The organism is Limosilactobacillus portuensis, from assembly GCF_014838735.1.
Classification (GTDB): domain Bacteria; phylum Bacillota; class Bacilli; order Lactobacillales; family Lactobacillaceae; genus Limosilactobacillus; species Limosilactobacillus portuensis.
In genome coordinates this window covers 1-20,823 of sequence record NZ_JABUXQ010000029.1, presented here as the reverse complement: position 1 = coordinate 20,823, position 20,823 = coordinate 1, and the positions used below count along the sequence as shown (strand labels likewise).

General features: G+C 36.9%; 25 protein-coding genes and 2 pseudogenes. 5 read left to right on the top strand and 22 right to left on the bottom strand.

All coding sequences use genetic code 11. The annotated features are described in order from the left end of the window. The first annotated feature begins 170 nt into the window (after nt 1–170). The gene (locus tag HUK49_RS09080) at nt 171–539 is read left to right on the top strand and encodes a DUF4828 domain-containing protein (RefSeq protein WP_191913485.1); all 369 of its coding nucleotides are present in this window, start codon (nt 171–173) and stop codon (nt 537–539) included. Nucleotides 540–605: 66 nt separating this feature from the next. Here the strand turns inward: HUK49_RS09080 and HUK49_RS09075 are convergent. The 8 genes and pseudogenes from HUK49_RS09075 to HUK49_RS09040 form a co-directional block, all read right to left on the bottom strand. Next, nucleotides 606–1,179: pseudogene (locus HUK49_RS09075) on the bottom strand (LOG family protein). Next, nucleotides 1,172–2,101: a lactate/malate family dehydrogenase gene (locus HUK49_RS09070; RefSeq protein ID WP_191913484.1), complete on the bottom strand. Its 930-nt coding sequence runs from the start codon at nt 2,099–2,101 to the stop codon at nt 1,172–1,174. Before HUK49_RS09070 ends, HUK49_RS09075 begins: the two are co-directional and overlap by 8 nt. A gap of 74 nt (nt 2,102–2,175) precedes the next feature. Continuing rightward, complete coding sequence (locus HUK49_RS09065; RefSeq protein ID WP_191913483.1) at nt 2,176–3,702, bottom strand: glutamate--cysteine ligase; 1,527 nt, start codon at nt 3,700–3,702, stop codon at nt 2,176–2,178. A 152-nt stretch (nt 3,703–3,854) separates the two neighbouring features. After that, a complete protein-coding gene (locus HUK49_RS09060; RefSeq protein ID WP_191913482.1) occupies nt 3,855–4,523 on the bottom strand; it encodes a type 1 glutamine amidotransferase in 669 nt (222 codons plus the stop codon). Nucleotides 4,524–4,648: 125 nt separating this feature from the next. Then, nucleotides 4,649–5,137 carry a prolyl-tRNA synthetase associated domain-containing protein gene (locus HUK49_RS09055; protein ID WP_102168479.1) on the bottom strand — a complete coding sequence of 163 codons (489 nt, stop codon included), beginning with the start codon at nt 5,135–5,137 and terminating at the stop codon, nt 4,649–4,651. A gap of 110 nt (nt 5,138–5,247) precedes the next feature. Next, a complete protein-coding gene (locus tag HUK49_RS09050; protein ID WP_102168480.1) occupies nt 5,248–5,643 on the bottom strand; it encodes an iron-sulfur cluster biosynthesis family protein in 396 nt (131 codons plus the stop codon). An 83-nt stretch (nt 5,644–5,726) separates the two neighbouring features. After that, the gene (locus HUK49_RS09045) at nt 5,727–6,236 is read right to left on the bottom strand and encodes a helix-turn-helix domain-containing protein (RefSeq protein WP_191913480.1); all 510 of its coding nucleotides are present in this window, start codon (nt 6,234–6,236) and stop codon (nt 5,727–5,729) included. A 120-nt stretch (nt 6,237–6,356) separates the two neighbouring features. Next, nucleotides 6,357–7,136: a sulfite exporter TauE/SafE family protein gene (locus HUK49_RS09040; protein WP_191913479.1), complete on the bottom strand. Its 780-nt coding sequence runs from the start codon at nt 7,134–7,136 to the stop codon at nt 6,357–6,359. Nucleotides 7,137–7,237: 101 nt separating this feature from the next. Between HUK49_RS09040 and HUK49_RS09035 the strand changes: the two genes are divergently transcribed. Next, the gene (locus HUK49_RS09035; RefSeq protein ID WP_191913478.1) at nt 7,238–7,945 is read left to right on the top strand and encodes a Bax inhibitor-1/YccA family protein; all 708 of its coding nucleotides are present in this window, start codon (nt 7,238–7,240) and stop codon (nt 7,943–7,945) included. Nucleotides 7,946–8,052: 107 nt separating this feature from the next. Here the strand turns inward: HUK49_RS09035 and HUK49_RS09030 are convergent, their stop codons facing one another. The 4 genes from HUK49_RS09030 to HUK49_RS09015 all read right to left on the bottom strand — a co-directional run bounded on the left by HUK49_RS09030 (nt 8,053) and on the right by HUK49_RS09015 (nt 12,243). Next, on the bottom strand, nt 8,053–8,601 hold the full coding sequence (locus HUK49_RS09030; RefSeq protein ID WP_191913477.1) for a hydrophobic protein: 549 nt from the start codon (nt 8,599–8,601) through the stop codon (nt 8,053–8,055). Between the two features lie 45 nt (nt 8,602–8,646). Then, nucleotides 8,647–10,032 carry an MFS transporter gene (locus HUK49_RS09025; protein WP_191913476.1) on the bottom strand — a complete coding sequence of 462 codons (1,386 nt, stop codon included), beginning with the start codon at nt 10,030–10,032 and terminating at the stop codon, nt 8,647–8,649. 133 nt (nt 10,033–10,165) lie between these two features. Then, nucleotides 10,166–10,522, bottom strand: a complete 357-nt coding sequence (locus tag HUK49_RS09020; RefSeq protein WP_191913475.1) for a hypothetical protein — start codon at nt 10,520–10,522, stop codon at nt 10,166–10,168. 248 nt (nt 10,523–10,770) lie between these two features. After that, on the bottom strand, nt 10,771–12,243 hold the full coding sequence (locus tag HUK49_RS09015) for a C69 family dipeptidase (protein ID WP_191913474.1): 1,473 nt from the start codon (nt 12,241–12,243) through the stop codon (nt 10,771–10,773). A gap of 428 nt (nt 12,244–12,671) precedes the next feature. On the opposite strand from HUK49_RS09015, the gene HUK49_RS09010 reads away from it, so the two are divergent. Together HUK49_RS09010 and HUK49_RS09005 are read left to right on the top strand one after the other, a co-directional pair. Next, the gene (locus tag HUK49_RS09010; protein ID WP_191913473.1) at nt 12,672–13,559 is read left to right on the top strand and encodes an XRE family transcriptional regulator; all 888 of its coding nucleotides are present in this window, start codon (nt 12,672–12,674) and stop codon (nt 13,557–13,559) included. A 1-nt stretch (nt 13,560) separates the two neighbouring features. After that, nucleotides 13,561–14,274: an ABC transporter permease gene (locus HUK49_RS09005; RefSeq protein WP_235981088.1), complete on the top strand. Its 714-nt coding sequence runs from the start codon at nt 13,561–13,563 to the stop codon at nt 14,272–14,274. Between the two features lie 155 nt (nt 14,275–14,429). Here HUK49_RS09005 and HUK49_RS09000 read toward each other — a convergent pair whose 3' ends face one another. Further along, on the bottom strand, nt 14,430–14,873 hold the full coding sequence (locus HUK49_RS09000; protein ID WP_191913471.1) for a GNAT family N-acetyltransferase: 444 nt from the start codon (nt 14,871–14,873) through the stop codon (nt 14,430–14,432). 104 nt (nt 14,874–14,977) lie between these two features. Then, nucleotides 14,978–15,472: a MerR family transcriptional regulator gene (locus HUK49_RS08995; RefSeq protein WP_191913470.1), complete on the bottom strand. Its 495-nt coding sequence runs from the start codon at nt 15,470–15,472 to the stop codon at nt 14,978–14,980. Between the two features lie 94 nt (nt 15,473–15,566). On the opposite strand from HUK49_RS08995, the gene HUK49_RS08990 reads away from it, so the two are divergent. Then, a complete protein-coding gene (locus tag HUK49_RS08990; protein ID WP_191913469.1) occupies nt 15,567–16,136 on the top strand; it encodes a sugar O-acetyltransferase in 570 nt (189 codons plus the stop codon). A gap of 41 nt (nt 16,137–16,177) precedes the next feature. Here HUK49_RS08990 and HUK49_RS08985 read toward each other — a convergent pair whose 3' ends face one another. The 8 genes and pseudogenes from HUK49_RS08985 to HUK49_RS08950 form a co-directional block, all read right to left on the bottom strand. Further along, complete coding sequence (locus tag HUK49_RS08985) at nt 16,178–16,738, bottom strand: hydrophobic protein (protein ID WP_102168492.1); 561 nt, start codon at nt 16,736–16,738, stop codon at nt 16,178–16,180. A gap of 69 nt (nt 16,739–16,807) precedes the next feature. After that, entirely contained in the window at nt 16,808–17,134 is a 327-nt protein-coding gene (locus HUK49_RS08980) for a hypothetical protein (protein ID WP_102168493.1), read from the bottom strand. 22 nt (nt 17,135–17,156) lie between these two features. Beyond that, nucleotides 17,157–17,423 carry a hypothetical protein gene (locus HUK49_RS08975; protein ID WP_191913468.1) on the bottom strand — a complete coding sequence of 89 codons (267 nt, stop codon included), beginning with the start codon at nt 17,421–17,423 and terminating at the stop codon, nt 17,157–17,159. Between the two features lie 64 nt (nt 17,424–17,487). Then, on the bottom strand, nt 17,488–17,784 hold the full coding sequence (locus tag HUK49_RS08970; RefSeq protein ID WP_191913467.1) for a hypothetical protein: 297 nt from the start codon (nt 17,782–17,784) through the stop codon (nt 17,488–17,490). Between the two features lie 30 nt (nt 17,785–17,814). Further along, nucleotides 17,815–18,027: a hypothetical protein gene (locus tag HUK49_RS08965; protein WP_191913466.1), complete on the bottom strand. Its 213-nt coding sequence runs from the start codon at nt 18,025–18,027 to the stop codon at nt 17,815–17,817. Nucleotides 18,028–18,190: 163 nt separating this feature from the next. After that, nucleotides 18,191–18,805, bottom strand: a pseudogene (locus tag HUK49_RS08960) (NAD(P)H-binding protein). A 233-nt stretch (nt 18,806–19,038) separates the two neighbouring features. Beyond that, nucleotides 19,039–19,809, bottom strand: a complete 771-nt coding sequence (locus HUK49_RS08955) for a CPBP family intramembrane glutamic endopeptidase (protein ID WP_191913465.1) — start codon at nt 19,807–19,809, stop codon at nt 19,039–19,041. Nucleotides 19,810–19,927: 118 nt separating this feature from the next. Continuing rightward, a complete protein-coding gene (locus HUK49_RS08950; RefSeq protein WP_102168497.1) occupies nt 19,928–20,455 on the bottom strand; it encodes a DUF7010 family protein in 528 nt (175 codons plus the stop codon). Between the last annotated feature and the right edge of the window lie 368 nt (nt 20,456–20,823).

Below are 20,823 nucleotides of genomic sequence, written 5' to 3'. Positions count from 1 at the left end.
GATAAAATAGTGGTGCCCATTAAGGTCCTTCTTTCTAATGGAATGTTGTGGTAACACCATTAAAGACCTTGATGGGTTTTTCTGTCTACTTAAATGTTCAACTTAAATTTTACAATCTGCCGTATAATAAGCTTGTAGAAAAATGACTTATCACATAATTGAGGAGATTGATGGAATATGAAAAAAAGGGAATGCTACTTTTCGGCGCGGGATTAATGGCTGGACTCTCTAGTACGTTAGGGTTCAGTCACGCGAAGAAAAGTAACACATCGGCTGCGTTGCCAATCTTTTATGCCGGAACTTGGCAATATTATGATCAAGAACGCAACCGAACCCATAAAATCACCATCTCTCCAGAACTAAAGCTAGGAATTGATAATCAAGAAATTCCTGCAACAGTTCAACTAGTTCGTGAAGATAAATTAGTTTACCTTGATAAATTCGGTTACCATATTACAATTCAAGCAAATGATCAACGTCCTGTTTCATTAATTGATGAAGCTGACGATCAAGTTTATACAATTCAACCATTAAAATAGAGACTGGAAAAAACATTTTGTTCTTTTCAGTCTCTTACTATTTCCAGCTCCCTTTGATTTTTAAAACTATTTCTTATATTCCCGGTAGTGAGGTGCATGGTAATGTTCCATGAAGTCAAGGATTTGGTCAAAATCATCACTAAAGTACATGCTATCAAGATAAACTTTTTCGAGAAAGCCTTCATGATTCATGCGTTCAAGCACCTGTTCGAGCGGTGAATAAAACCCGTCCTGGTTATAAAAGGCAACTGGTTTCGGATTCTCACCAATTGTAATCCACGAAGCAGCTTGACTAATTTCTTCAAGGGTTCCAATGCCACCGGGAAGGGCCAACATTCCGTCAGCCATTGCCATCATTTTTTTCTTTTCGGTGATCCATATCAGGGACAATTTTGAGATCCTGAATTTTTTTATAAGCCGCTCCACGACTAGCAAGAGTTTCGGTAATAATGCCGTGAACAGTTCCACCATTATCAAGGACCCCATTAGCAACGGCACCCATTAAACCAAATTGACCACCGCCATAAACTAGATCAATTTGGTGGGCAGCCATCCATTCACCCAGCTGTCGCGCTGCTGTTAAATATTTCTGATCATTACCATCCCTTGCACCACAATATACAGCTAATGAATTAATCATTTTCTTTCCCTCCTTGTTGCAAGATCGTAACTTGCTGTTGGATTGCATTTGTTGCTGTCTTAACAGCAGCTTCTTCTACAGGATATAAATTCAATAATATCGGATTGCCTTGGCCATGACGATTAATCAGCGTTGGAAAACTAACGTAACATTCGTACTGTGGTTGATAAATTGCTAACGGGACGGTCAAATTACCACTTCCTAAAATTACAGAAATAATCTGAAGCGTCCAAGTGACAACAGCACTTGCATTATAGCCAAGTCCTTTCAGGGTGTACCAATTATCCATATCAGCGTTAACTCTTAATTTATTCTGATCAAGATGGTGACCGTTAATCACCTTTTCCAAACTTTGACCATTAACGGTTACCGTTGACCACGCAAATACTTTTTCACCGTTATGCTGACCATAAACAAAGCCACTAACATTCTGTGACGATACTTGAGCACCTTTGGCAACTGCCTGACGCATTCGCATGGTATCAATTGTTGTCCCAATTCCGATTACCTGTTTCGGTGGCAAGGCAAGTTGCTGTTGAAGGTAGGCGGTAATTGCTTCGTTCGGATCACTAATATTAAAGACGATTCCTGAGAAGCCGCTTTGTCTAACCCGTGGTGCAATCCGATCAATAGTTTGTCCATTACGCGATAATTCTGCCATCTGTTGTTCTTGAAGAAGTTGACTATCACCGAATGCAGTTATCAAAAGATCCGCATCTTTTAAGGCTGCGTAATCTTGAATAGTGATTGTAGTCCTTGACATCAAGGCAGTTTGGGCATTTTCTAAATCTGCTTTCAAGCCAACAGCCACCTCATCATTTTGATCGATTAAAACCAATTGATCTGCTTTGTCGGTTGTGACTAGGGTATGCGCTAATAATCGTCCAATATGCCCCAAACCAATAATTCCAATCTTTCGCATCTTGATCCTCCTTAACCAAAAACGGGGCACCACAAGAAATTGTGAGGCCCCATTATTCATTAATAGTATCTAATTTATTGTTGTTCTTGAAACTTAATTGCTTCAGGAAATGTATCTAAAATATACTTACGTGGACCATCGGGGAACTCAAAGTCTCCTTGAGCCTCGTACGTTTCATCGTGATCACCAACCGTCAAGGTCACACCATCATCATTAAATGAAACATTTATCCCCAACTCAATTGCTGCTTTGATCAGGCGTTGCGTATCATCGGAATACTTATTACTAATTGCTTGCAGCGGGTGAGTCATGTTCATGTTGGCAGTAAAGCGATCATTAGCTAACTTTAATCCAAATGAAAGTAAATTCCCATTTTCAATCTGATCCGCTAATTGACCACTAATCGTTAAAGCGGGATCATCAACTCGCCGTTGTACAAATTTAAGGGCCAAGCGATATTCACGTGGCGCATTAAATTCATCAACTAAATCCTGTAATTCAGTAATAATCTTAATCGCTGCCTCGTGCATCTCTGGAGTTTGCTCTTTTGGCTTTTGAAGTGCAACTTCATTATTAAGTTTCCGGGCAGCAGCGAGTTCTTCCGGTAAATTATCCGGAAGCGGCTTAATTAATGTATTAATCATTAATAATTCAAGGAAATTAATTGTATCGTCACTAACTCCTGTCCGAGAAAGCGGATCAAGGTCAAACGAACGAAACTCAAGATAGTTAATTCCCTTAGTCAACATTCCCTGTAAATCACCAACATCTTGATTATGACGCCGACAGCGAACAGGGCCAAAGAACTCCTTAATACTGTAATACGTCCCGTCATCCAAAAATTGCTGCAGCTTAGCGAAGTGTTCTTCTAATGAATTATAGCCAACCTGTTCATTAGGAAGGTTATCATCACCGTAATCACTACACCGTAAACTACGAACTGGCAATTCAAGATGTTCTGGAATGTGCATATCTTCCGAAACCGGACTGGCACCATAAAGGTAAGTGAATAGCCATTGGTAAAGGACAAAACACTGGGCCATCTTAAAATAAAGATGATTTTGAAAATCAACAAGTGAATCATATTCATCCCTATAAAATTGGTCATATAAGGATTTCAAGAGTCCCTTGTTAAGGCTGAAATTAACATGAACATCGCCTAATAATTCTTGAGTAATCCCGTACTTTTTGCCTAAATAATCGTGATTAGCTCGATCCCAAGTCTTCGTATTAGCAGTCATTAGGTAATCTAAATCATGATTATAAACAGGTGCCGGAGCAAGGCTGAGTGGCCATAAACGTTCATCCTCATGGAGTTGACCAACCATAATCTGCTCAAGCATCTTCAATTGCCGAACTGCATTTTTACTGCCAACAACTGGTGATGTTTCAAAATCAATCATGTTGTCAGTAAAGCCTGAATTCAAATATAAGTTATGACGACGAGAACGCAGCGCTTCTGGATATGGATAGCGACTTGCTCGACCATTAGTTAATACCCGGTGCTTCTTTGCCTCTAGTCCAAACTCCGATGCAAATAACTTTGCGTTTAATTCCGGCTCACTTAATGCTTGGCGAATTACGGTATATCGATCAGCCATTCAAATCACCTCATTTCTCATATACCTTACACAATAACACTTTGAATACTAAATTAGCAACCTCAAAAGTGAAGTGACAACAATTGTATAATCGTGTAAAACAAGCAGGTTTAAATTGCTTTACTGTAGTCTTCTAAAGCCACCAACCATTCTTATTTTGTGATGTAATTTAGCAGCTTGAACATTATCTGTTTATTTTCTGCTGGAACATCGTGATTAATAATTTCGGTAGTTATTTGGTGGAGATCATTATTTTCAAGCGGGTATTGGTTGTCGTTAATTGCAATTTCACGAACATTATCCTTCATCGGTTCAAAGTGAAATTGGAGACCGATAACATTATCATGATACAGGAAGCCCTGATTTTCATTTAAATCGCTGCTAAAAAGCAATTTAGCATCATCAGGAATCTCAAACATATCCTGATGCCAATGGAGAGCGGTTAACTTTTCGGGAATCCCGGGAATTGCATCATTTTGCCGGTACACTGGTGCCCAGCCAACTTCCTTATGTGGAGCTGCGGTAACCTGGTAACCTAATGCCTTAACGATCTGCTGTGCTCCTAGACAAGCACCAAAAATTGGTTTACGTTCATCAATCAAAGTACGAATTAATTCGCGTTCTTCTTCCAACCACGGATAGTCATCGTTGGGGCTCATTGGTCCACCAAGAACGACTAGCATATCGGTCTCAGCAGCGGTTGGTAGATTACCGAACTGATCTGGGTGATAAACATACATTTCATCGTTATTTGCATGAATCCAATCCCGAATAGAACCAGGCCCCTCATTAGATGTATGTTGTAAGATATTTACTCTCATTGCTTATTACTCCTATTTTTAATTACTCCCCAATAGACTACTTAGTCATTAGAATTCTAATGTTATTCGGATCGGGTGTCAATAAAAGCGAACGACAATCACCACTTGTTTAACTCCGACTGAAGCTAAAAATTAATTATCTGAATGCTAGTACCAACCTTTTTCAAAAGTGCCAACAAATCAGCGGTCTTTAATATCACAGTCTGAGTATTAGTGTTTGGATGTACTCCAATTAACTTATTCATTTTAAGAACTTCTTGATCAACAATTAGTGATACCTGATGATATCGATCATTAAGTAAGTTAAAGGGTGACACCATCCCCGGAGCCACACCTAGAATTTGGTTCAGTTCATCTGGGGAAGCAAATGATAATCGAGAGGTTTTAACTGTCTGACGAAAGCTCTTCTCATTAAAACGCTTATTTTCAGGAAGAACGTATAGGAAATACTCCTTTCGGTTATGGGTGTGCAAAAAGAGATTCTTTGTTCTCGCAAACGAATAGTCCTGTACATACCGGTCAGCTTCATCTGTCGTCAAGACAGCCGGATGGTGAACTAACTGATATTCAATTTCATTATGATTTAGCAATTGATAAATTTGTTGTGGGTTCATGTTCTTCTCCCTCATTAAATACACCCTAAAAATAAAGCCACGAACAATTATTATAGTTCAAAGTTCGTAGCTTCGTTTTTGGATATTTTCATTTGGTTTTAAATTATTTATTAGCAATCATGAGTTCCACTATATTCTGTTTTAAGTGGTTCATCAATCTCAACAACTTCAACATTATCGGTTAAAATTTTTGTTGGGCTAACCAATGGCATCGTAAAGTGCTTAGGATCAAAGCGCAGTTCCATTTGATCTTCAAATTGAGCACTAGCATACCATTCACTCTTGATCCGAATATCACCAATATTAGAACTAACGATTTCGTCAAAATCAGGTAATTTAACGTCACGATTAACAAAAATTAGTCGATAATTAGCGTCTAAGCTACAATTGCCAATTGCTGAGAATGGGCCAACCCCATCGTCAAAGTCTAAGACAATTTGCTTATCAGGACTAAGATATTTCTTAATTCGCTCCAATGCCGCGTCAGTCACAGTTAACTTTTTCATAAATAACTCTCCCCTCTTAAGCGATATGGTAACTATTATTCTACTCACTTCTTATAAGAGATAAAGAAAAATGCTCCTGACTTTTATTTTGTCTCCTCATCTTTATCAATCCGATTAACGGTCAATGGATATTTAGCATCTAATTTAGGATCGATTCTTTTGATTTTAATTTCCTTTTTTAACGGACCGAAAAGCAACCAACCACCAATCCACAAAACACCAGCGATTGAAGAAAAAGCATTATTGTGAATTAATTGAAAAAGGCATCCCCAAATCATCATAATAACAATAAAGCAAGTATTATAAATACTCTTAAAAGTATGGTATTCCTCATGCCGCTGGTATAGCTGTGATTGTAACTGTTCATCAGCTGATTGAATCTTTTCCTTTTGCTGTACAGATTGAGTTTGGGGAAATAGCTCACCAACTTCTACTCCTAATGCACTTGCAACTAAATTTAATGTTGAGATACTAGCGTCATCACCCGCTTCTAACCGTTGAATAGTTCTTACAGAAACTTTGGCTTTTTCAGCAAGTTGTTCTTGAGATAAGTGTTTGGCAACTCGTAATTTTTTAACTTCAGTCTCTATCATGGGACATCCCTCCCTTATTTGCTTGTACTTTTAAATTACACTTTAATATTACGGATAACAACGCCATCTAGCTGCCAGAATCCTGACAGTTACCCGTCAGTAATTTAATTTCCCGGGAAATTAATGAATTAGACGCATCCCAATCATTATGAAACCCAGAATAATAAAGATCCATGAGATGACCCTGTTTAGTTTCTCCTCATTAATTGAATTTGCATAACGAGCACCGATAATCCCAGCGATTACCGCGCCACTAGCAATAAACACTCCCATCAGCCAATCAACATTTCCCTGACGAGCATAACCAATCATGGATGATAAAGCCGTGATCGCCATAATGACGGTAGATGTTCCAACCGCCTGATGCACTGGATAATGAAGGATGAAAATAATCGCTAATAGGATCATTACGCCACCACCAGCACCGACAAGGCCACTAATAACCCCAATTACGGCACCAATAAATAATAATAGCAATGCCTGAGTAAAGCTACTTTTAAAATGGATCCCTTTTTGTGAATCAAAATGGTTATTAACTCCTTTCTTTAAGGTAGCAATTCCAGAAATAATCAAAACAACTGCAAAGATCATACTAAGTGAAGCGTCATTAATCATTCCGGCCCAATGGCTACCTAACTGGGCGCCTAAAATTGATCCAACTGTAATCCATAGGCTCGCTTGAAGACGGACGTTACCGTGCTTAAAGTAGTTAATAGCAACGACAATGCTAGTAATTACGTCTACCATTAAGCTTGTCCCAATTGCTAAGTGCGAATTAAGGCCAAAAAAGAGTGTTAGTGCTGGGACTACAACGCAAACACCACTGGCACCAATCAAGCTTGTAACAGTTCCAGTAATTAAACCAACAATAATTACCCCGACAATCGTCAAGATTTGCAATTTAGTATCCTCCAATATTTATAACCAATCATATTCGTTATTATTTTATTTATATTATATAATAGAGATATAGTAAATAGTAAACGAAAGGAGTGCTAGTCATGGATGAATTTTCACCTAATAGAAGAGTAGTCAATGATATTAATGGTTTAAATAGGTTTCTAACTCGAATGTACGGACTAATGACTTTAGCGGTACTAGTCTCCGCTCTAACAGCTTGGTTGGTGATGGGAGTTTTCGCTAAACAATTTACTTCTTTCATGATCAACAACCGGTGGGGAATTTGGTTAATCATTTTGTTACCGATTTTTCTTACTTTTGGAATTAGTTTTAACGCTACTCGTAGTCCTGGATTAGGATTTGTTTTATTAATAATTACGTCAATTGTTTATGGGATCACCTTTGCATTTATTGCCGGTGCATATACTGGAACTGATATTGCAACCGCATTTGTTTCATCTGCTGGTATTTTTCTAACTATGGCACTGATTGGTACTTGTTCGCACCGCGATTTTGCCAGAGTCGGTTCCTTTGCCTCAGCAGCGTTGATCGGTTTGATTATTGCAATGGTTGTTAACTTCTTTCTACAAAATCCTGCAATTGACTATATTCTTTCAGTAATTGCCGTTATTATTTTTACCATTCTCACCGCCTGGGACGCTCAACGAATGAAAAATATTTATCTGGAATATGGTGAAGGAGCTTCTACTACCGGATTAGCTATTCTCGGTGCTTTACAACTATACCTTGATTTCATCAACCTCTTTATTAATTTCTTGGATATTTTTGGTTCAAGTGATGAACGATAATTGATTACCAAAATTTTAACTAAAATAGCGAGGACGAAAAGAATTTTTTCTCAACGTCTTCGCTATTTTTATAATTTCTATAGTAATGATTATATAAAAGTAATTTTCTATTTCTCATGTTGCTTACGTGTTAACACCTTAGTAATAATCGGGTATCGATGAATTAAGATCAATGTGTAAACACTAGTTGTTACCGCCAATAAAAGCCAAATAACCCATCCGTTATATGGCAAAAATTTAAATCGCTCACGTAAAATTTCATTAATCAATTCGAAAAAGACTCCCTTAAAGGTCACTCTTTCTCCCAATGAAAAATTAGTTATTATTTCAACAATAAAGATTAACATAAACCCATACAAATATGACCACCCACGGCAATATTTAAATCCAGAAGACTTATCATGTGAATGTTTATCAATCTGGATAACCCTTAGGCTAAAAGTTTGGAACCATCCAAGAAGTACACCAATTAATGCTAACGTTAAAATAACTGAGAAATGCCATTCCTTTAATTCAACAATCATTGAGATAACAGTCATTATTGTGGCGTAAATTGGCAGAATAATAAAACTTGTCCGTGTAACTGGCTCAAAACGAAATGTATCCCGGATAAAATTATATAAAACAAGGAAGGAAAAGATTATTAGAAGTAACACACACTCACCTTCTTAGAAAATAGCGGTTAGCTGTTAAAAGAAGCGTCAATGCGTTTTCCGCGGAACAAAAATAGTAACAAGAACTAGGTTAAGGATCATTAAGCCAGTTAAAACGAGAAAGGTCCATTTTGCACCAATTGCCGTAGCTATTGATCGAGAAATTTGATGGTTACTTTGACTAAGTGCAATAAGTGTTCCTGCAAGTGCTGTACCAACAGCGCCTGAAAATTGCTGTAAAGTATTAAAAATTGCGTTTCCTTGTGCATGATTATCTGTGGTTAATGAGGTTAAGCCACTTGTCATTAAACTACTGAAGCACATTCCATAGCCACCATAATAAAGAGAATAGAGAAAAATAATTGCAAGATTAGAAAGATGCATTCCGCAAACACTCATAATAACAACTCCAGTTAAACTAGCAATCGTTCCAAGGATAATCGGTAGACGAGCACCTTGCTTATCCAATAGTCTTCCTGCCAAGGCTGCCATTAAAGCATCAATAATTGCTCCTGGTAACATTATCCAGCCAGCAAGGGAAACTGAACCCTGATTAACCGTTTGAACATAAATAGGAAAAATAAAGCCAAGCGCCAACGTGGTAATCTTGGCAAAGCAATAACAAAGAAGCTGCATACTAAAAGTAATATTTACAAAAAGGCGCGGACTTATTAAGGCTGTTGGATCATCCCAAGAAATCTTGCCCCAAATAAGGAAACTAGCCAATCCTAACAGTAAACACCCAGCAACTTGTCCTGACCAAAAGTAATTTTTAGCAAGATTAGTGAAGCCCAGCATTAAGCAAACTAAACCAACGGCAATCGTTAGCCACTGACCATATTTAAAGGAAACTTTTTGTAATTTATTAAGTTGAGTAATTGAATAAGTTCCCGTAAAAGCACTAATAATTGCAAGAAAAATCGAAATAATAAAGATCCAGCACCAGTTTAAAAGCTCAGTTACAATTCCACCAAACACTGGACCTAACGCAACCGCTGCTGCAGTAATCATTGTTCCGATTCCCATCATAAAGCCAAGATGGGTCTTAGGAACCTTAGTAAGGATGATATTATACATTAATGGTAACCCAATTCCAGTTCCGATTCCTTGAAATGCTCGCCCTAGTAAGAGCAAATCAAACCGTGGTGTAAAAATATCAATCACTAAGCCAAGCACAAAAAAGGTAATTCCAGCAAGAAAGATCCTTTTAGTTGAAAACCGCAAGCTAACTTGAGAACTAATAGGAACGATTGTTGCAATCACAAAAAGAACCAATGTATTAACCCACTGGACTTGATCGGTAGTGACAGCAAATTCCTTAATTAACGTTGGAAAAGTAACTGTAGTAGCCGTTTCATCAAGGATTCCTAAAAAAGAAAGCATTCCCGCTGATAAGATTGCTGTAAGTAATTTGGGCGTTACTTTATCATCCATAATAGCTCCTCGGTTCTCAATTCTAATAATAGGAAAATTCTAATATACATAAACGGCTTCCAGAGGTTGGTAACAGCGAACACTGGAAGCCGTTTTAACACTCACAAATTTTTAATTAAGATTCACAAAGCTCCTAAATATCTTCACATGTCTTACTATGCCAGATAAAGAAACCAACACCGATTACCAGACTAACAATGGCATAAAGGAACATCCACCGATCCATGAAGCCACCAACAATCCCAATAATACCGCCAATTACTAATAAAATTAGTCCAGTAATATCACCGCCAAGAAACGGACTATCTTCTTGAACAATGTAAACGACACCTGCACCAATAAATAATCCGGCTAAAATAATTTCTAAACTAGCATAAACGTAATTGGGATCAGTCCAAATCCCCAGAATTCCGTTTGCAATCCCATCAATTAATAACCAGGCTGCCAACACTAACAGCAATATTCCAACAACTAACTTTGTTACTCTCATTTCTCAGAACTCCTTATCACTATTTTATAATTCTATTTATATTATAGTATAGATAATATTAATTAAAACAATTAAGCTATCTTTAATATTGCAAAATCATAATTAATTTTTTTATAGCAAATCTGAAAGTTCTTACTCTACCCTAATATTTTATTTCCTGGGAAATACGAACATGCAAAAAAGCTCTCAGAGTACAGTTAAACTGAATCTTGAGAGCTAATTATTTGCTGATAAGGATTGGAACAATATTATAAATTCTTATCCTGAACAATTTTTGTTTGACGGGTTGAGTCAACGATTAACTTGTTATTCAACTTTTGGAAAACATTTTGCACATAGTCAGCATTTTGCTGGTTGCATTGGGTTAAGAAATTAGTTAACTCATCACCGGTAAGATTTCTTGCTTGCTGATCATTATTCTTTAACGATGCCTTTAAATGACTAGTTGTTTTCTTTTGAACTGGAACAACATCTTTATTAACCAGCTTATTCTTATAAGGATCAGTTAATACTTTCGTCATTTTATATGTCCAATAAGCTGATTCACTGTCAGGCTTGTCCGTTCCCTTTTGGTAGCTAGTCGGCGTATTATTTACATTTGTATAGAACGGAACATAAACACTAGTAGCCGGTGAAGCCATTGCTAACCATTGAACTCCAGCCATCTCCTTAGGAACGTTGGGACGAATTTGCAGAATATGCGACTCAACATCAGTTGGCACATTGATTGGCCGGTAACCGCCAACCCATTTACCATTACTATCGTATTTGGTGTTATTAAAGTGGGATCCTAATACCTGTTGAACCTTCTGCACAGAGATTTTATGATCCGGTTTCATAAACATTGCATAGTGCTTTTGGGTAATTGATTGCTTCTTACTTGGTGTTAAAATTCGTTGACCATCCCAAATTCGTGGACGATTGTAGGTGGCATCTTCCTTATTATTAGTCCCAAATGCCTGAGCGAAGTTAACCTGGTGACTATTGACATAACCATTTAGATGATGACTTTTAACGAATTTAGGCAAATTCTTCGAGGTCATAAAATTGCTCTTCTTAGTATCAACGTTGCCAATGACATTCTGGTTAGGAATCACCGCATACTTATTGTTTGGCACCCGAACAGCAGCCCAATGATGGCCAGAACCAATTTCCATATACCAAATTGAATACTTGTCACTGAAAATCACACCATTGTTTTCGGCCGATCCCTTTGTTTCAACAATGTGACCCAGTCGCTTAACCCCATCCTTTGCGGAAGTGGCATATGGCAAAACAACATCGACCATTGATGGTTCAGAAATCCCTTTCTTTACAAACGGATCTGCTTTCTGTGCTTGTTTGTTGGTCGTTCCTGATTCAGTCGCACTCATTGCTACATTACTACTGTTAATCCCATCTTCACTAAATTGATCCTGCCCCTTCTTCTGTTGCCAATCTGGTGTACTAGTATAACTTTGAGCATTAGTGGGTAAATCAACGGTAAATCCATTATCAGTAGAACGGTACTGGGTATTTGTTCCTGATGTAGCCGGATGATAAACATAGTGCTTGGCCCAGGAAGTATCAACATCCTCATTCCGCGCAATCATTGTTGAGCCGTCTGTACTGGCATTTTTCCCAACTAAAACCGTTGTACAGGCACTTGCTGAACTAACTGTTCCCATCACAAATCCAAATGCGGCAAAGCCTACCAAGTATCTAAAATGATTAGCTGTCATCTTAACCATCTCCCAATAGATTTAATTGCTATTGTTAACGCTTTCACGAATAACTTTACAGGATTTTATCTATTAGTCAATAAGTAATAAATAGTCAATTTTGTTAGTCTGTTTAAACATTCATAGTTTGAATATTAATTAACTAATTATCATGGCATTTGAATAGGCATTCAGAATAATACAGATCATATTGGCTATATTCATTTAAGAGAATCAATAATTCATGAAATTATTTTCATGGATTATGACTATTTAGGATTAGCAAACTTGTTTGTACTATTCTCTTAGATACTTCTTTTATTTCCCAGGAAATTAGCTGTCAACATATGGTTGCAATTTGCGCAAACATTATTATCTAGGCATTCAGTTGATGTCATTAAAAAATCCATTAAAATAAAAACATCATTTCTACAAGGATGTGTACTCTCATGAAAAATATTTTTGCCCATCAGTTGGGAAAACTCCGGACAGAGCAACAGCTTTCTCAAAATGATATTGCTAGTCAACTATTTGTATCGCGTCAAGCAGTTTCTAAATGGGAAAATGGTGATACAGAACCCAGTCTAGATAATTTAATTTCACTAGCACAGCTTTTTAACGTAAGCTTAGATAATTTAGTAACTGGTAGTAAGGATCCCAATACTTTGTTATTAACCGCAAAGCATCTAAAGAAAGCCTTTAATAAATCTGTTCTAAAGGATATTAATTTCAGCGTTAGTAACTATGAACGAATTGCGCTTCTTGGTAGTAATGGTGCTGGTAAATCAACCTTAATAAAAATTCTTATTGGTTTACTTAGCCCAGACAGTGGCAAAATTAAATATCATTTTAATCTTCAACAGGATCTAAATGTGATGCCTCAAGATGATGTTCTAATTCCAGATCTTACGGTTATGGAACAAGTTAAATTGGCCGCATTAATTAATAAGGTTTACCAACCGGAATCTATCAATAATCTATTAGTTAAATTTAAATTAAGCGATCAGGCTAATCAATTCGTTCAAAAATTATCAGGCGGTCAGAAACGACGCCTTAGCTTACTAGTAAGCACCTTGCGAACAGCTAAGTTATTAATTTTAGACGAGCCTACTGTTGGAATGGATCTTACCTCAATTGACTTTTTTTGGAGGTTATTAGATCAGCGTAATGGGAGCACAATTGTAGTTACCCATGATTTCAATCAAATTGACAAATACTTCTCTCAAGTGTGGTTATTAAAAGACGGTATTATTTCTCATGACGTTAGTGTTAAAGAAATCCACAGTCATCACCAAACAATCGCTCAATGGTACCGGCTTAACAATAAGGAGGCTTAATATGATTACTGCTATTCAGCTCAAACAAGTTATTCGTAACCGCCGTTTTCTTATCTTTACGATTATCTTTCCGACCCTCTGGTACTGGATGATGATTAAACTAATCAATGTACCACATAATCAAACTTTCCAACTGATCTTACTAGTATTAGCCCTTTTAATCGGTATCTTGGGTAACTCGATCGTGACCTTCAGTAAACGGATTGCTTCAAATCGCCGTTTTTATTTCCTGCAGGCTCGGATCAGTCAATATTCAATCTGGCGGTACATGGGTTCGCAACTAATTACTCAAGTTATCCTTAACCTCGTTATTACCATCGTACTAGTATTATTAGCTTGCATTCTACAAACAATTAATTTTAACCACTCGACTTGGTTAGCTCTCGGCTTAGTAAATATATTAGGAATTTATCTCAGTGTAATCGGCTTTGCATTTGGAATCAGCTTTGACCGTCCTTCTATTGATGCTGGTTCTACTCCCCTCATGTTCCTATTGGCAATATTTATTGTCCCTTGGAATGTCTTTCTGCCAGTCAATTCAATGATAAAATTAATGACTAGCGTCCAAAAGCTTCTGCCAAGTTATTATGCCTACCAGCTTGTCCAACAAAGTGATCAACTAATCAAAAATTGTAGCTTATTTAGTATTAGTGCAGCGTTAACGCTCGTACCATTTTTATTGATAATTTGGTTTAATTTACATAGAAGAATGTAATAAAAATGCTCTAAGATTGTTAGAAAATCTAGCAATCCTAGAGCATTTTTAACTTTAACTAAATTATTACTCTTTCTAATTGGATGTCCAATAATTGGTTTTCAGAACGTTCATAATTCCTAGCTTAGTTTTCGGCCGATATAGTCTTATCCATTTCAAATTTCTCTCCGCAAGTACACCATATCAACTAGTTGCACCCCGGCTTCATATATTGGGTGATCGTAATTGTCAGTAAAAGAATTCGCGACAACATGCGAACGGATAAAGCCACATTTCTCATAGAAAGGAACTGTTAATGGACTGTCACCAGTTCCAACTTGCAGGATAGAATAATTATGCCGATATTTCTGACAGATAAAATCAATCATCGCTTTAGCATACCCTTCTCCCTGATACTTAGGGTTAGTTGCTAAATTTTTTATTTCAAGTACCCCATTTTCCTCATCTGTTACCACACACTCACATTTCACTCCGTCATCATTGATTACGTACATCTTCCCTCTATCAAGATAACGGTCAATCATATCCTCTTGCTCGTCTGCCAATAGTAACAAATCGAGATATGATTTTTTATTTTCTTTTATTTCGATAAATTTCATTATCTATCCCCTATTCTTCAAGTGTCCACAAATGGTGATTAGACGTATTAACACCAGTCCTGTCGAAGTTAATTAATAGTGTCTTCTCTAATAATTATTAGAAATCAAGCTTTCTTTTGGTAATCAATTAACTCTTTAATATCATGACACTTTGCGAGGGCTTCTTGATATTGTTTCTGAATATCGGGAGCTACCCGTTCACCCTCATCTGTATCAACCATATGAATCTCCTCGGTTCCCGCCACAAGAGCAGTTTTAAAATACCACATCTTATAATGAAGAAAGTCTAATTGTTCTTGTAACTCAGCAATTTGTTTCTTTACTGCTGACTCTTCTTTAGCTAACAAATCGTAACGTGCATCTAAAGTTACATCACCTGCCATACATAAATCAATAAAATGGCGGATTTCACTGATTGACATCCCACACTTTTTCATACATTCAATCACTTCTAAAAAATTCAAATCATTTTCTTTGAAGCTTCGGCGTCCTGCTTCATCACGGTCAACAAATGGTAGCAGACCCTTTTTATCGTAAAAACGAAGGGTTGAAGTCGGTAGATTTAATTTTTCAGCAACTTGACCAATTGAGTAACGCATAAATTTTTCTCCTTTTTTCTGTTGACTTAAACCATGGTTTAACTTGTATGATAGCACATGAAATTAAAAAGGAATTACAAGGAGTGATATCCAAATGGCAAAAAGTGAATTACAAAAGTTAATTGATGGTGAATGGTATAAGTTCAACGATCCAGAAGTGGCTAGTCGAAAGATTAACTCAGCAGTCCTCTGTCAAGAATTTAATAATATTCCCGAAAATGAACCAGCAAAACAGGAAGCAAAAGCCCGTGAAATCTTTGGCTCAACGGGGAAAAACTTAGTCGTTCACAGTCGACTAAACATTGATTATGGGAAGAATATTCATGTCGGTGATAATTTCCTCGCTAATTATAATTTAACCGTTTTGGATATTGCTCCGGTTAAGATTGGTAATAACGTTTGGATTGGTCCAAACACTGACATTTATACCGTTAACCATCCGTTGACTGCTAAGGGACGCCAAGAACGTCTCGGCATCGGTAAGCCAGTAACAATTGGAAATGATGTTTGGATTGGTGGTCATTCAACAATCTGTCCCGGAGTAACGATTGGTAATGGTGTCGTCGTGGCAGCAGGTTCTGTCGTTACAAAAGACGTTCCAGATAACGTTGTCGTTGGTGGCGTGCCCGCAAAAATAATTAAGAAGATTGAACAAGAAGATTAGAAAAAGCATCGGTTTTACGAATTTTGCGAAGCCGATGCTTTTTAAATGGATTTATTTTTATTGGAATTTTTACGCTGAATTGCATCCCTAATCTTTGGATGACGAATTACAATGCAGGCGCCATAGGTAAAACTAGTGGCGACGTTTAAGAGCCAAACGAACCAGGTGCTATGCCCACTCAAAAGTGCAACTACTGACAAGTCCTTTAAGACCTCTTCAAACAGCTCTTGTGAAACTTCGCCAGCATTTAAATGAGCCCCGTAGAAAATCTCAACACCAATTCCAATAGCAAACGTAATTAGCCAACCAATTAAATAAGGCCAATCTCTTTTAACCTTGAGAATCGGCCGTTGGTGTGAATCAACTTTATTGGTGTCACTAATTTTCACTTTACTGGCTTGGAGAAACCCAATCGATACCCCAACCAATAATAGGATTATCGCAATACAGATTGCTGTCGTGGATTGAATATTTCTAAAGCTTAGAAGCATCATCACTGCCGAGTAAGCAGGGATAATCACCAGGTCAAATCGTGTCACCTTTTCATATTCGAAAGTTCCTTTAACAAATTTATAAATTAATAGGATTACAAAAATAGTCATTAATAATACCTGTCTTCGATTTCATTATACTAAATATATTACTATAAATTTGATTGAGAGCCTTAGTTATTAATTATTATGAATACCTTTAACAATTTTGAAAAATTCTTGACTAAAGACTGACTTTTGTAATTTGGTAGTAATAAAGTATACCGTTATTTGATCATTAAAGAGCGTAAAGGCGACCCTAATTGAACCAATTTTACCAACGTTAAGCCGAAACTCATAGATCGGTTGGCCATTGAGCCGTTCCTTGCTGGCTAATTTAACTTTGGTCATCCCCGTACTATTTTCCTTAATAATTGCTGCCTTGGTTTTCTCCTTAATTACTGCTTCCTGGCTAGCGTGTTTTTTAAAGAAGTCCTTACAGCCAGGTTTGTAAAATTCTATATTCATTTGACTATTTGACCTTTACTTACTATCTGTGACTAATGTATAGCTGGTGGCTACGAGGAAATTCACGTTTAAAGGCCCTTGTAACCTCATGCTTGGCGGTACTCTCGGTGAAGTAAGTATTAGTATCGTTAACATACTCTTGCTCTGTGACCGTTATTTCACCATTATTAACGATAATCGTTAATGAGCGATCCTTCTTATTGGTCAGCAAACTAACTTTCTGTTGATTTTTTGCCTTTAAAAGCTGCTTTAAGATAGACTTAGCCTGATTAATCGGTATTTGCCGCATTACAATTACCTCCACTGTACCATCCTAAAAATATTATAGTACTGTTGAAGTAAAGGTATGCAGACTAATGCTGGTCTTTTGAATGCTTCTTTATTTGGCTTAACTTTACAGCAGAATAGATACAAGCAACGCCGTTAGCAATCGTTAAGAATATTAAGATATCCTCCAACCAAGCATAACGTTCTGGAATTTCTGTACAAAGAAGAATTAAGAATAATGCAGTAACACTCATTGTACTGCCAAGCATCTGCTCATACTGCTTTTCTTTATTTGATTTTAGTTGTTTCACCTCGGTTGGGTTATTGTAATCCCCACTTTCATATTTTTCCTTAATGGTATCGTGAAGGGGCTTTAGTTTCATTGATTGCTTCTCCTATGTATTCTTTTGTAATTATTGCTCATCTAATTTAGTAAACTTAACTACTTGATTCTTTAGCGAAATCTTCTCTACTTTGAAACCGTAATCTAACAACTCTTTTTTGTATCTTAAGAAAGAATGATCGAGCGGCACTCCGGCAATTTCCTCAACTTGCTTAAATGTCAGTTCAAAATTTTTGCTCTTATTATTAGCGATGTATCGCCATAATTGATCATATTTACTCATTATTAATTACTTCCCGTGTTATTTTTAGAACGCTGAGCAATCAGTGATTATACTTCTTCGATTGCTTTCCTAATTTTAGTTTACCAAACCACTAAAGTCACTTGTCAATAATAAACTTTAAAAATAAACAGCTTGCGTTAGGTCATCGCAAGCTGTTTTTAGATTAAATTCGACTTAGTGCTTCATCAATTGGGGTACTACCCTCACGCATTTTAATAATTTTACGTTTGGTATTTTGATATTTCAAAATTTCAGATGCTGGATTGTAACCAAATTCACCATCATCAACGGTAATCTTACCAGTACCAGACTTATCAGTCATAACCGTTGGCTGCAAAATTGTGTAGTCCAAAGTAGCATGAGTTAAGTAATTATCAGCGAAAAACTTAGCAATGTCATAATCCGTTAAACCATCAAGGCCCTTAGATGTCCGCCATCTGCTTGGTTCAATAGAAAATAATACACTTAACATTATAAAACGCTTAATGCCATTTTGCGCAGCCACCTACATAAGTTTTATAGCTCCGAAAGCATCCGTTTGCAGCAGATCCTTAGCACCAGAGCCCGCGGTAAAGTAAATTGCATCAACCTTACCGATTGTTTGTGCCATTTCTGTCACACTCTCATGCAATTCAAACTTTACAGGAATTACATGGTCATTTTTAACAACTTTCTCAATATTACGTACCCCAGCAATAACTTCATGACCATCTTTAATTAAATTATGGGTTAGCTTGGTACCAACACGACCAGATGCTCCAGCAATAAATACTTTCATTTTAATTTCACCTGCTTATTCCTTAAATTCTAAAGTAAAGTATAGGTGATTTAATCTATTGACGGTATTACCAAATAATTAAGCTAGGATACGGGAAATGTATGGTGCTTTGCTGATCTTTACTACCAATATTAATACCATCCACAAACTTGCTAATGGTACTTCAAAGAACACTGACTGATTTATAAACAATATTATTTTGAGTAGTTAAGTCAGAATTGGCCTTTTAGTAACTACAATTTTCGGCCCTGTTTGTTTCTTAGGAAACGCCAATAAACCAATCCAGCAGTGATCCCCATGCCAAGTAAAGTTCCGGTTAAACTTCGCCACATCATGCTTGACGAAGTGGAAACCGCCGCCCAGATACCAACGATATAAATCAGCAGATTATTAATAACGTGCGCGGTAAAACTGGCCCATAAACTTTTCCCCGCCACGGCAATTAGGGTAAAGAACATCCCCATTGCGGTATAAGCAATTACGAGGAACACTGCATTATACCAGGCTGCTTTGCCGAGTGACGATAGGTGAATTAAGCCGAAGATAAATGCTGTTAGCCAAACCGTTACGGAACGACTAAAAATGCTATCCAGTGCACCAAATACGTACCCACGAAAGACATATTCTTCAACCAATGGCGCGCTGATCACTGTCATAGCGAATTGTAACCACCAATTATTCATCGTTGTTACTGATGAATGGAAGCCAGTCTGCGCAATCCAAGAAAATAGGTATATTAAGCCATCCGCCAAGATTGCATATAAAATCGGCCACCACTGAAAACGCCATTTGGATACTAACGGCAGCGATTGATGAAACAAGAAATGATTTAGTAGCCATCCCCCACCAATAACAATTATTGGATAAGTAACTGTCATTAGGATAACTGCCGTGTTTTCTGAGAAATTTAAGTGGTCAGCTACCGCTAGTGGTGTAATTTGACCAACAACCATTAGCACTAGGATCAGAATAATCATGATTAGTGCTTTAACATATTTACGCATGTGGTTTCGCCTCGATTGGATAGTCTCTAAGATTATTTTACACCTTAACGAGGTCTTATACTGCAACGCCTTTATTTGACCGGATTAAGTTTATATTGCTAATCATATTCCATAAATTTCAACTTTTATTTTCAACAATTAATGCAACCGCAAAAATGATTTCTATAATTGTCATTCCAACAGCTAAAATAGTTGGACTAAACGATAAGCCAATGAATAGCGCCAAAAACGGAATAACTATTGAGAACAGCAAGTACACTTTAGATTTATATAACCAGCTAAAGGGCATTAGGTGCGCACCAAAAATTATTGCAATAACCATCAGCATTTTATCTGGGATAGTTGGATAGATCCACATGGCAATCAGCAAATATAATAACTGATTCACTGAAAATAAGATGCCCAAATTTGACAAAGGATTTTCATTATCACTAAAGTTAACTTTCAGTACTTTTGAAATTCCCCATGCCAGCGGTAATAAGATACCCGTGCAAATAAAAACAAATAAATTCTTAGTCAAGATCGGCATAGCAGATGAATAAACAAATGCAATCGCAAGCCAAATTATTACAGAAGCAGCGATAAAATGCAGCCCTCTTTTTTGCTTAACAGCTAGAGCAAGTCTTTTTTGTTCGAGTTGGGTCATCGCCTGTCCCTCCTTTAATTTTGGTTGTTTAATTATACAATAAGAATAACTAATATTTGGAGCTTGATTACACCAAATTAAAAAGCACCATTTTTCAACGCGAACTCTATGTAGATGGTGAAAGGTAATAGAGAAATAATCTGGTTCAATTTCTGAAGCAGCCAAGCAGCAAATCTATATCCAAGTTGAATCAAAGGTAGACTTGAAGCTTAAAACAATAAATCAAAATATTAATGCTAAAATTACAAAAGGCAGATTGTAAAATTTAAGTTGAACATTTAAGTAGACAGAAAAACCCATCAAGGTCTTTAATGGTGTTACCACAACATTCCATTAGAAAGAAGGACCTTAATGGGCACCACTATTTT